7 protein-coding genes are annotated in these 12,871 nt (G+C 42.7%); 4 read left to right on the forward strand and 3 right to left on the reverse strand.

Going from position 1 to position 12,871, the window contains the following annotated elements; translation table 11 throughout:
- The first annotated feature begins 97 nt into the window (after window positions 1-97).
- The 3 genes from G1O98_RS19215 to G1O98_RS19225 all read left to right on the forward strand — a co-directional run bounded on the left by G1O98_RS19215 (window position 98) and on the right by G1O98_RS19225 (window position 8,117).
- Window positions 98-1,648, forward strand: a complete 1,551-nt coding sequence (locus tag G1O98_RS19215) for an isopeptide-forming domain-containing fimbrial protein (protein WP_163930627.1) — start codon at window positions 98-100, stop codon at window positions 1,646-1,648.
- The gene (locus G1O98_RS19220) at window positions 1,645-5,514 is read left to right on the forward strand and encodes a TonB-dependent receptor (RefSeq protein ID WP_163930629.1); all 3,870 of its coding nucleotides are present in this window, start codon (window positions 1,645-1,647) and stop codon (window positions 5,512-5,514) included. The genes G1O98_RS19215 and G1O98_RS19220 overlap by 4 nt, the downstream gene beginning before the upstream one ends.
- A gap of 173 nt (window positions 5,515-5,687) precedes the next feature.
- Window positions 5,688-8,117 (forward strand): hypothetical protein, encoded by a 2,430-nt coding sequence (locus G1O98_RS19225; protein WP_163930631.1) that lies wholly within the window; start codon window positions 5,688-5,690, stop codon window positions 8,115-8,117.
- Window positions 8,118-8,187: 70 nt separating this feature from the next.
- Here G1O98_RS19225 and miaB read toward each other — a convergent pair whose 3' ends face one another.
- The 3 genes from miaB to G1O98_RS19240 all read right to left on the reverse strand — a co-directional run bounded on the left by miaB (window position 8,188) and on the right by G1O98_RS19240 (window position 11,727).
- A complete protein-coding gene (gene miaB, locus G1O98_RS19230) occupies window positions 8,188-9,552 on the reverse strand; it encodes a tRNA (N6-isopentenyl adenosine(37)-C2)-methylthiotransferase MiaB (protein WP_163930633.1) in 1,365 nt (454 codons plus the stop codon).
- A gap of 28 nt (window positions 9,553-9,580) precedes the next feature.
- On the reverse strand, window positions 9,581-10,162 hold the full coding sequence (locus G1O98_RS19235; protein ID WP_163930635.1) for a Uma2 family endonuclease: 582 nt from the start codon (window positions 10,160-10,162) through the stop codon (window positions 9,581-9,583).
- A gap of 131 nt (window positions 10,163-10,293) precedes the next feature.
- Window positions 10,294-11,727 carry a carotenoid oxygenase family protein gene (locus G1O98_RS19240; protein WP_163930637.1) on the reverse strand — a complete coding sequence of 478 codons (1,434 nt, stop codon included), beginning with the start codon at window positions 11,725-11,727 and terminating at the stop codon, window positions 10,294-10,296.
- Between the two features lie 169 nt (window positions 11,728-11,896).
- Between G1O98_RS19240 and G1O98_RS19245 the strand changes: the two genes are divergently transcribed.
- Window positions 11,897-12,358, forward strand: a complete 462-nt coding sequence (locus tag G1O98_RS19245) for a globin domain-containing protein (RefSeq protein ID WP_163930640.1) — start codon at window positions 11,897-11,899, stop codon at window positions 12,356-12,358.
- Window positions 12,359-12,871 lie beyond the last annotated feature (513 nt).

A 12,871-nucleotide genomic window follows, 5' to 3' on the forward strand; every position in this document is an offset into this window, starting at 1 on the left:
AGAGCGAAAAACAACGTGCTTTATAAGGAGAATCGGAGGGATCTTCGATAGATAAACAAGTGCTTTTATTAACAAAAAAAGTGGCATTCCAGAGGAGATGTGTTCAGTGAGCCGTCCTCAAAAGAAAAAACAAATTACTTATAGGAGTAGCTGGTATCAAAGGTTAACAGCTACTGTTCTTCTGGGAAGTTTTTTGCAAACTACTATATCTATACCAGCGATCGCACAACAGACTAACAATCTGGGTGTGTCTTTGCCATTAATAAATCAAGCTACTTATACTTATACAGACTCTGCTAATAATCAAAAATATGACGGAACTTCTAGTCAGCTGAATGTTAGTCCTAGCCCATTAATCGATCCATTAGGGCGGATATTAGGTTGTGCTGGTACTATTTTGCCTGACTATACAGGTTTTTCAGTTGGTGTATACGAATCTAACCCTAGCGACCCAACGGGTACAGAATTAGGTGGCTTACTTTCTTTGACTCGAACAGAGTTACCCGATATTCCTAATAACAACGTTCCTGGCGGTAAGTCGCCAAATACCGAGAATAGTAACCCCTACTTCGTTACGAATAACCCTGCGGGTGTCTACAATTTCCTACTCGATCCGAATAAGGGTCAAACCGATCCAGGTAGAACTTATATTTTCGTAGTTAATCCACCGCCAAATTCTATCTATAAGCAACGGCGGATCAAGATTGAAATCCTTGGTAGCACTGGTACACAAGGTAATAATATTGTGCGATATCTTGCTACTTCTTTGGATGGTCAACCAATTACTCTTACAGGTGAGACTAGGGTAGAGCAAACGGTTGTCTTGGTTCCGAATGCAGAAGTAGTAGGACTAGATTTATTAGCCTTTGAATTCAGTACAAATTTGTGCCAAGCCAATCAGTTGCAGATTGTCAAAACAGGCGATCGCGCTACGGCTGAACCTGGAGATACGGCAATCTACCGGATCTCGGTAAAAAACCTTGCTGATGCTGGTTTGAATAATATATTTGTCACCGACAACTTACCTTTAGGATTTCAGTTTTTACCTAAATCTGTGCGGGGTGAGTTAGATGGTCAAGCAATTACTATCACCTCAGAACGCAATGGAAACACGGTGACATTCCGCACAGATGTAACAGTTCCTACGGGAAAAACTCTGAATATTGCTTACGCGGCTCAACTAACAGCCGATGCTGCGCGTGGTAACGGTCGCAATAGTGCGATCGTGAATGCTCAACGAGCTGATAACCGTTTTAGCACCAAGGATGGCCCAGCAACGCACCAGTTAAAAATTCGTCCAGGAATCGTTTCTGATTGTGGCACGATTATCGGTCGTGTGTTTATTGATAAAAACTTTGATGGTGAACAACAACCTGGCGAGCCTGGAGTCCCCAATGCAGTGATTTTTCTGGAGGACGGAAACCGCATCACCACAGATCCGAATGGTTTGTTCTCCTTAGCTAATGTCTTACCAGGAAGTCATACAGGCGTACTAGACCTCAGCAGTGTACCGGGTTACACCCTAGCTCCCAACCAAAAATTCCGTGAACGGAATAGCCAATCTCGCCTAGTGCGTTTAGAACCTGGTGGCTTGGTACGTATGAATTTCGCTGTCACCCCCGCCTTCCAGGAGCCAGTCAAAAAATGAAACCCAGACTGCACCATACAACTATTTTCAACCTGAAGATGATGGGGTTGATGCCAGTAGCTCTCAGCCTCGTTTTGTATCCTGCCATAGTTAAGGCAGAACCTACAAACGAAAATCTTTTTTTCCCCGATTCGCCTTCACAAGCAGATAAAGGTGTCGAAGATCCTGAAGTTTCAAGGGATCTAGAAAAACTCTCTCCTAAGACGGGAGAGGCTTTGAATTCTCCCCCGTCCTTACAAGGGAAGGGAGCTAGAAGTTTGGTTTTTCCAAATAATGTGAAAAACCAGGATGAGGATCAAGCGGATCGGAATAAAGTTGCTGAAAAAAGCATAGATTCAAGTTATCCTCATCTTTTGGGAAGTTCTGACAAGCAATTTCTGTCTCTTGAACTTCCTTCAACGAATACTTTAATTTCAGATGTTCAGCCAAGGGAAACGGAAATACAAGCATTTCAACCAGCAACTTCTGTTCAATTACCTAGAGGCTTACGCAAAATAGCTGGAGTAACTGAGGAAAATCAGAAAATTCCCCCCACTTCCCCCATCTCCACAGGAATAAAATTCCTGATGCCAACTGCTAACAACATTGTGGATGTTCCTGCTACCACAGTGATTGTGCAATTCCCCGTTGGAAGCACAGTAGAATTACGGTCTAATGGTGTATTAGTAGATCCTTCCTCAATTGGACGAACAGAAAGCGATGCCAATACTAATTTAGTAACGCAGACATGGTATGGTGTTTCGTTAAAAGAAGGTAATAATACCATCTCTGCACAAGTAGTAGGAGGGACAGAACCTCCTATAACGGTGCAAGTTGTAGTTCGGGGAGCGCCACAGAAACTAACCTTAGAAACTGTTGAGTCTCGTATCCCGGCCGATGGACGTTCTATAGCTACAATCAAGGGTCAACTGATCGATGCAAGTGGTAATCGCTCTAATCGTGATGCTGTTATTACTTTGATACCTACTGCTGGGGAGTTGGTTGGGAAAGACTTCAAAGCTGATGAACCCGGATTTCAAGTAGAGGCGAAAGCGGGGCAATTTACGGCTAAGTTGCGATCGCAACTCAAAGCCGAAACTGTCACAATTCGCGCCATAGCTAATAATTTAGAAGCTTTTACTCAACTACAATTTGAAACCTCACTCCGTCCGAGTTTGGTTACTGGCGTAATAGATTTACGTTTGGGCGCTAGAGGTACAGATTATTACGGCAGTTTCCGTGATTTTCTCCCGCCTGACAAAGATAACAGAACGCAGTTAGATTTCCACTCGGCGATATTTGCCACTGGTGCGATCGGAGAATGGTTGTTTACAGGCGCATACAACAGTTCTCGTAACCTCAATGAAGATTGCAACTGCGATAATCGCCTGTTTAGAACTTACCAATCCAGCGAGCAAAATTATCCTGTCTACGGCGATAGCTCGCGAGTTGATGTCGTTGCTCCTTCCATTGACAGCCTATATGTGCGTTTGGAGCGTACAACTGGTGTCCCCGGAGCCGATCCTGATTATGCCATGTGGGGTGACTACAACACAGAAGAGTTTGCGCGGCGATCGCAGCAATTTACTTCTGTCACCCGACAACTTCACGGTTTTAAAGCTAACTATAACTTAGGGAACCTACAAGTTACAGGTTTGTATGGCAACCACTTAGAAGCTTTCCAACGAGATACTATTGCTCCCGATGGTACTAGCGGTTATTACTTCCTCTCTCGCAGAATATTACAACCAGGTAGTGAAAATGTCTTTATTGAGTTAGAAGAACTCAATCGTCCTGGGACTGTACTAGAACGGAAACAGCTTAACCGTGGCCCAGACTATGAAATCGACTACGATCGCGGTACTTTATTATTCCGCGAACCTATCCTTCGTACCGATATCGATCAAACCGGACAAGTTTTGGTACGCCGGATTGTTGTTAGCTATCAATATGACAGCGAAGATTCTGATAGCAATATCTATGCTGGTCGTTTGCAATATAATCTTTCCCGCAAACTTAACCAAGAAAGTTGGATAGGAGCAACTTATGTCCAAGAAAATCAGGGAGTACGCGACTTTCAACTCTATGGTGCAGATGCACTGATTGCTTTGGGTAATCAAGGTAGATTAATTGCAGAATATGCCCATTCCACTAATGATTCTGATGTTGTAGGAAAGGTTAGTGGTGAAGCGTATCGGTTGGAGGCTGAGGGACAAATTACTAACGGGATTCAAGGTCGTGCCTATTATCGCTTTGCCGATACAGGTTTTGCTAATAATGCCACTATCAGCTTTGTCCCAGGACAAACCCGTTATGGAGCGCAGGTTACAGCTAAACTCAGTTCAACTACAAACGTCAGGGCGCAGTACGACCACGAAGACAATTTTGGCATTGCTCCCCAACCTTTAGATACCTTTGAAGAACTGTTTGCACCCCGTTATGAGTCGATACCTGGTAGTAAAGTTGATAATTCCTTAACGACAATTTCCGCCGGGATTCAACAACGCTTGGGTAGTGCCATTATTGATTTGGATTGGATTCATCGTCATCGAGAAGACCGCATTCCCGACAGCGCCCTCAGTGGTACTTCTGATCAATTGCGATCGCGTTTTACAGTTCCTATTGCTAAAAATCTGACTTTCCAAGCCCAAAATGAAATCAGTTTATCTTCCCAAAAAGATAGCGTTTACCCAGACCGTACCATCTTCGGGCTGAATTGGGCAGCAATTCCTGGTGTAAATATCAGTCTGGCCCAACAGTTTTACACTAGTGGTCAATATTCGGGTAATTCCATCACCAGCTTGAGTGTCAACGGTGAACACAAACTCGGTTCGGATACTACCTTGACTGGTCGTTACTCAATTTTGGGTGGTGCAAATGAAATGACTACCCAAGGGGCGATTGGTCTAAATAACCGTTGGACTATTGCTTCGGGATTGCGGCTGAATGTTGCTTATGAACACGTATTTGGCAACTTCTTCGGACGGACTGCGGCGGGTCAACAATATGCCCAACCCTTCGCCTTTGGTCAATCAGCATCTGCGATCGGATTTGATGGTGGCGATAGCTACAGCGTGGGGCTGGAATACAGTGATAATCCGCAGTTTCAAGCCAGTGCCCGTTACGAACATCGTTCTTCTTCTGGTGGTAGCAATACAGTAATTACCGCAGGTGCTGCGGGTAAAATTTCTCCGGCTCTCACCGCATTGGTACGTTATCAACAAGCTGGTTCATCCAATCAAAAGCTTTCAGGACTGGGAGACACAGCTACTTTGAAGTTGGGACTAGCTTATCGCGACCCCAATAGCGATAAATTTAATGCCTTATTGCGTTATGAATATCGCAAAAATCCATCAACTATCCCTGACACCATCCTCTTAGGTAGTGGTACGGGTTCCGAAGACCATACTTTTGCTTTGGAAGCTATTTATGCTCCTAACTGGCAATGGGAATTCTATGGTAAATATGCCTTGCGTAACAGCACTTCTTACATAGCCAGCGATTTAGCTGGTACAAATACAGTAAATTTGGGACAATTACGCGCTACCTATCGTTTGGGATATAGCTGGGATTTGGTGGGTGAGGCTCGTGTAATTAGTCAGTCTAGCTACAGTGAAACAGGCTTTGTAGTAGAAACAGGCTATTATCTCACGCCTAACCTGCGCGTTTCTGCTGGATATGTATTTGGTAAAGTTGATGACCGGGATTTCTCAGGAACACGTTCCGCAGGTGGCGCATATTTGGGTGTCAGCGTCAAACTCAACGAATTATTTGATGGCTTTGGACAACAAAAACCAGTGCCACATCAGCCACAAGAATCTGCAATGAAAACTTTGGTGGGTAAACTCAAGGCTGCAACGAAGGGGATGCAAAAGCGTGAAATATAAAACAACTATTTAATAAAAACAATGCCACTATAAGTCTGAATACAAATGATAGATTATCTACGATTTCGGGAAAGCTAGAGACTGAAGATTTGTTTGAGGAGAATCAGTCCTCATTAATGATTATGGTTCAGGTAATCAGTATTTTTTAAAGGTTATTTTATGGTGATTTACTAATGAAGAATTTATGGCAAAATTTTAATATTTTTAGCTGGGGACTTCTCGGCGCAACATTAGTACTTCAACCTACAGTAGCGCAAGCTCAATATATCCAGCGATCGTTCCTAAATCCCAGCTTTGAGCAACCTGTATTTGGTAATGTTGGTCAACAATGTTACGTTCAAGTATCGCCAGGTATTATCCCTGGTTGGGAAACGACTCATGGCTCAGTCAAGGCGGGAACAGGTAATTGTAGTGGTTATGTATCTCCAGGAAATGTACCACTGATTGAGATTTGGAAAACAGGATTTAATGGTGCTAGCACAGCAACGATACCAACTAGTGCAGGAAATCAATTTGCTGAGTTAAATGCAGAGCAAAATTCTGAGTTGTATCAGAATATATGCCTAATCAAAGATGAAACGATCACGTTCTCTCTTTTACATCGCGGGCGCTCAAGTTCATCTGTGGCTGATGTTACCAATTTTTTAATTGGACTAAATACCAATCCAACATCAACTATTTTTGGCACATTCTCAACAACTAGCAATGGAACAGTTACGGCACAACCAGTAGCGCAGAATGGTGCAACTATTTCTACTGTAAGTAATAATAATGCAGGAAATGGCTGGGTAAGATACACTGGCACAGTGCCTTACACTGGCGCTTCTGCCACTCAACCTGTAGGATTTGCGGCTGTTTCCACGGCGGGCGGAAACAATACTATAGGCAACTTCCTTGATGAAGTCCAATTTGCTGGTAAACCGGTGCTTGAGTTCACGGCGAGTTCAGGTGGTGCAGCAGAATCGGAAACTAACCCTACTACTAACCCACCTAAACTTAGGATTGTTGGTTTAGTGCCAACTGGTGGGATCAGTGTTTCAATTTCAGTTTCTGGTACAGCCGTTTTGGGTACAGACTACAACACAATATCAAACACATCCACCTTTAATATCAGTATTCCTGCGGGTAACTACGACGGCAGTGATGCTACTAGTGTCTTTACCATTCCTTTTACTGTTATTAACAATAACGTTCCTCAAGGTGTGAGGACAATTGTATTTACCATACAACCTTCATCTAGTTTTTTCGCCAGTTCAACAACAACTTGTGGCGGTTCCCCAACGATCGCTTCCAGCTACACAATCTATGATGATGATTTCCTTAGCGGCAAGGTTTGGGATGATGCCGATAATAGTGCTAACAATACTTTTACTAATATCAATACTGGTTCGGAAACTGGCACTAATGCAGGTGGGTTATTAAATGCTATTCTCGTAGATTCTAATAATAACGTCTTAAAAACAACACCTGTCGCCGCAGATGGTACTTATACTTTTCTCAATGTTCCCTTGAATCAAAGTAACGTTAAAATTATCTTAAGTACAACTGCTGGCACTGTAGGTAATACTGCCCCTGTGCCATCCCTTCCATCTAACTGGGTCAACACTAGCCCACTCACGACAGCTACTTTTAATACTGCTACAAACATCTCTAGTAAGGACTTTGGAATTGAGCAGTTGCCCGATACTAATAATGTCAGTGGATCTACAACAACAAATCCAGGGGGAACCAATACTGTACAAGTTCCAACACTATCTGGCACTGACCCGGAAGATGGGAACCTTGGTTCTAGCAACAGTTTCAAGATTGTTAGTCTGCCAAGTAATGGGACGCTGTACTACAACGGTGTAGCTGTGACAGCTAATCAAGTGATTACTAGTTACGATCCGACGAAGCTAAAAGTAGATCCGAATATAGATGGCGCTACAACCATCACTTTTACAGTAGCCGCAGTAGACAAAGCAGGTAAGGAAGATCCCACACCTGCTACTGTAACTATGCCATTAACTGCGTTATCAGCTAGCAAACCTCAGTTAATTTTAGTGAAACGCATCACGCGGATTAACAGCCAGAATTTAACTAACATTGTAGATGGTCGCAGTGACGTTTCTCCTAGTGCTGCCAACTACGTAGCATCTCCTCGTGACACTGATGATGATAGCAGTAACACATGGCCCACTAATTACTTGCGCGGATTGATTAACGCTGGGATAGTCAAACCAGGAGATGAGTTAGAGTACACTATCTACTTACTTTCCAATGGTCTAGGTAATGCAACTAGTGTCCAAATTTGTGATTTAGTTCCTGTCAATACTACTTTTATTCCCACTGCCTTTAATGGTCTGACTCCTAATGATGGTGGTTTATCAGGAGCAGATCAAGGTATTGCTCTTGCGCTTGGTTCTAGCACTCCTACGGTTTATTTGACTAATGCTCAAGATAGCGATCGCGGACGTTTTTATACTGCTAACGAGACAGTCCCATCATACTGCGGTGCTAACATCAATGGGGCGGTGGTGGTGAATATTACACGGAGTCCAGATTTACCCAATCTCGTCAAAGATTTTTACGGTTTTGTCCGTTTCCGCACTAAGGTTAAGTAGCTTTGAGGAAGAAAAAAGGTTAAATGTGAGGTTCCTTTTCCCCTTAACCTTTTGCCTTTACCCCTCTTGTTTATACTGGTATGGCTTGTCTCACTTCAACTGGTTCACCTGTGAGGCTAAAAGGGCGAACTTCGGTAATTTTTACCTTCACTAACTGCCCTTTCAACTCTTTAATGTCTCCACTGAAGAATGTCAGACGATTGCCATCAGTGCGTCCCATCACCTGGGTTTGGTCTTTAGGATTTTGGTCTTCTACTAAAACTTCTTCGATGCGTCCAAAGTAACGTTGCGATCGCTCGGCTACTTTCAAGTTTCCTAGATGATTGAGCCTTTGGAGGCGATCGCTTTTAACTTCTTCACTTAGCTGATTATCCCACAAAGCAGCAGGTGTCCCTGGACGCGGTGAATATGCTGCTGTATTCAACATATCAAAGCCAATATCTTCCACCAGTTTCAGGGTATTTTCAAACTGTGCTTCTGTCTCCCCAGGAAAACCAACAATCGCATCAGCACTAATGGAAGCATCTGGCATATACCGCCGAATGGTATCGATAATCCGGCGATATTTTTCATGGGTATAACCCCGCGCCATCGCCTTCAAAAGTTCATTATCCCCAGATTGAAAGGGAATGTGGAAGTGTTTGCAGACTTTGGGTAACTCAGCGCAAGCTTTAATTAATCTCTCTGTAAAATAACGGGGATGGCTAGTAGCAAATCTTAATCTTTCAATTCCCGGCACATCATGGACGTAATAAAGTAAATCTGTGAAGTTGTGCAGATGCCGACCTTCTGGTGTTGTTCCTGGTAAATCTCTACCGTAAGCGTCAATATTTTGACCAAGTAGAGTAATTTCCTTGTAACCTTGCCGTCCTAATTCTTCCATTTCAGCCCGGATCGCTGACGGCGTGCGAGATTGTTCAATACCACGCACATTGGGAACTACGCAATAGGTGCAGCGTTCGTTACAGCCGTAAATTACATTTACCCAAGCTGTCACTTTACTATCCCGTCGCGGTTGGGTGATATCTTCAATAATATGAACAGACTCGGTTGCCACAACTTGGTTGCCGTCAAACACCGACTCCAGCAAATCTTTGAGGCGGTTGGCGTGTTGTGGCCCCATTACCAAGTCTAATTCTGGAACTCGCCGCAATAGCGCTTCACCTTCTTGCTGGGCAACACAACCTGCAACGATGAGGGTTAAATCTGGCTGCTCATGTTTACGCTTCGCCTGTCTGCCAAGGTAAGAATATACCTTTTGCTCGGCATTATCCCGAATTGTGCAAGTATTGTAGAGAATCACATCTGCATTATTCGGATCTTCTGACCATTCAAAGCCCATGTCTTCCAAAACGCCAGCCATGCGTTCTGAGTCAGCTTTATTCATCTGACAGCCGAAGGTAGTGATGTGGTAGTGGCGTTTAGAAGTGGTCATGTTGCTTAGTTAACCAGTTAGAGTGAGGTTATTCTTTAGCCTCAAAGTCAACTTTATCATAAATATCTGATAGAGGGATTTGAAATTGAATAGAGGATAGTGTTAAGATAGTACTCTCTTCTTCATACTCTGAGAAGATCCATTTATTTTCGTCAGTTTTAGAATACTGTTCTACATGATTTTTGTATTGATCGATGAGAACATATTCCTGAAAACTGGGAATGGTACGATAAGCCGCAAATTTTTCATCTAGGTCATAGCTTCTGGTAGATTTGGATAACACTTCACAAATCACTAAGGGATTAGTAATTGTATCTGTACGTCCCTCAGAAAATTCTAATGAACCTGCAACAACCATTACATCAGGATATGTATGAATTTGCTTTTTGGGAATCCATAGACGTTGATCGGCTATGAATACTCGATAAGGTTGTCGCTTCAAAGCAAAATTCAGGGTTGTACTAACATTACCAGCTATTTGATTGTGATTTGGTGTTCCACCTGTGATAAGTATAATTTGACCATCGATATATTCATGACGATACTCGGAAATGACTTCTAGTTCTAGGTATTCTGTGGGAGAATAGTCGCGTTTTTCTTGTAGTTGCATAGGGCAAGATTTTTGATTTTGCATTGACCAGATGCGATTAAGTCCGATCAATGCTATTCGTTTTTACTGTAGCGTTGTTTTTTAACGCAGAGGAACGCTAAGGGAAACGCAGAGGTAACGCGGAGGGGTTCTTAGGCTGGGTTCCATGTGCCGTGGAAGCTGTGGGGGATGACGCTGGGTAATCCTAGTTTGCAAACGGGTTCGGCATCCAGGCGATCGCTATCAAATACCCAAACTTCGCTACTATGAGAATTACCATCGTAGACGACGGTTAGCACCCAACTTTGCTCAGGGTTTTGGGTATTTTGGGCATGGATGGGTTCTGAAGGATAACGGTTTTCTCCAAAGTCTGCTTCGGTGAGGGTTTCGGTATTGTGATCAAAACGAGCGATCGCATTTAGTACTTCTTGGCTAATATCTGTTTCTGAACGGAATGTTGACATATATGTATACCGAGAAGCTTGTCCTACGTTTTGCTGTGGTACATTTGGAAATTCACAATGTCTGTTTAATAGTTGCTGAATTGACGTAACTTTGCCAGTTTGGGGATGCAAATGAACTCGCGTTAGTGTAGTTTTAGCTGAAGTGTGAGTCTCACCTGTAGCTACTTCCTTGAGATATTGGTTAGTTTGAAAATCTTCATAACGGGCAATATCTATAATCACTGAACCGCTAGCATCTACATAACCATTAGCAAAATGCCATTGAAACCAAGGTTCGGTTTCTCCACGACTCACCACAGATAGGGTTTCTCTGTCAAAAACTAAAATCTGAGTTCCTAATTTAGGTTGCCACTCTAGCGAATCACTATAGTTGTTTATCCCTATTAGCAGAGCTAAGATACTCAACCGCACCGGCGGAATGAAAAATACAAGATACTGTCCTGCTAAAACAAAATCATGCACAAATGGTATACCGTCTAGCTGGTATGCGGCTTGTTGGATAATCCGGCCAGTCGAATCGCTTTTGTAAATATTAAGCGTCGCTTTTTGTCCAGGACTGATGCCAAAGTTAAAAATCTCCCCTGTTTGCTCGTCACGCTTATAATGTGCGGAATAGTTTAATCCTTTAGTTAACCCCCCTAAATCATCTTCACCCGAAGTCTCTAAAGTTTGTAAATCGAGGGCATGAGGTTTACCACCTTCCCACAGTGCCAAAAGTTTATCTGGAAGTGCTAGCACCGAAGTGTTGGCAGCATTTTTGATGGGCTTTTGCCATTGATTCCAAATTGGCCCTGGTGCAGTCATGCCATAATTGCCATAGAGTAGTTTACCTGCTGTGGCTTCTTCTTGATAGCCAGAGGTTTGCACGTAGCGATAAACCCCCGTTGCAACTGCATCAGTAAAATTTACAGCCAGAATTGCTCCATCTCCATCAAACCAGTGTCCCATGCCAAGACCACCGCGTTCTAGTCGTGCGGGGCCATTGCGGTAAAGTGTGCCACGCAAGCCATCTGGAATTTTGCCAGAGATAATTGGCAGTTGGGTAGAAGGAAATTCTTTTGCTGGTTCTGCGATCGCACCTGCCCAGTTCTTTTGAGTTGACTTTTTCTCAATGGTATGCATGTCAAATTTTGGTTGATAAATTATCGATGTACATACCTGCATTCTTACATTTTCATCTTTGTTGCAGTTTTTTAAATGATATTACTCGTTAACTGAGCTAGCTCATAGTAACCAATAGAAATAATCACTAAAGTGAAGTCAATCAAGATTCTAAGTGGTTCCAAAAACTATGGTTAGCCAACAAACAATAGATATCGTCAAATCTACTGCACCTGTTTTGAAAAAGAACGGTCAGCAAATTACAACTCGGATGTATGAAATTATGTTTCAAAACCATCCAGAGGTCAAAGAACAATTTAGTATGGCGGCTCAAGCAGATGGTTCTCAGCCTGCGAGATTAGCAACAGCAGTCTATAGCTATGCTAACCAAATTGATAATTTACCTGCTTTAAAGTCGATGGTAGAAAAGATTGCCCATCGTCATGTGCAGACTCATGTTACACCAGAGCAATATCCTATTGTCGGAGAAAGTTTACTGCAAGCTATGAAAGATGTTTTAGAGGAAGTAGCTACAGAAGAAGTGATGGCTGCTTGGACTGAAGCTTATCAGGCATTGTCTGAGGTTTTCATTCATAGAGAACATGATATATATGTGGGTGAAGAGAAAAAACCACAGCTTGTGCATTCCTAACGATAAGACTTAGTGTCATAACAACAGCTTGAGGGTTTGTTACAACAACTTCAACGTTTATAGTTACAGTTTGAGCATTTATAACAACAGCTTAAGTTGTATTAACAACAGCTTCAATTTTACTTATCACAACTGGAGTTGTAGTAACTACGGCTTGAGCATTCATAACAACAGCTTAAGTTGTATTAACAACAGCTTCAATTTTACTTATAAGAACTGGAGTTGTAGTAACTACAGCTTGAGCGTTTATAACAACAGCTTAAGTTGTATTAACAACGACTTTAATTTTGCTAATGAAAGCTTTTAGCGTAGCGACTTCAGCAAGCAAAAACTCTTCTAAATATAGTAGGACTTACGCAATATAGTAGGACTTACGCACAAGAGATCCCCCAACCCCCTTTTTAAAGGGGGCTTTTAAGATCCCCCCCTTTAAAAACTACGGTGTACACACAAGTCTTATAAAGTTGTCTAACAGTGTTTCGATCCCCCCTAACCCCCCTTAAAAAGGGGGGA

Origin of the sequence: Nostoc sp. UIC 10630 (genome assembly GCF_010747425.1) — a bacterium.
In the GTDB taxonomy this organism is placed as follows: domain Bacteria; phylum Cyanobacteriota; class Cyanobacteriia; order Cyanobacteriales; family Nostocaceae; genus Nostoc.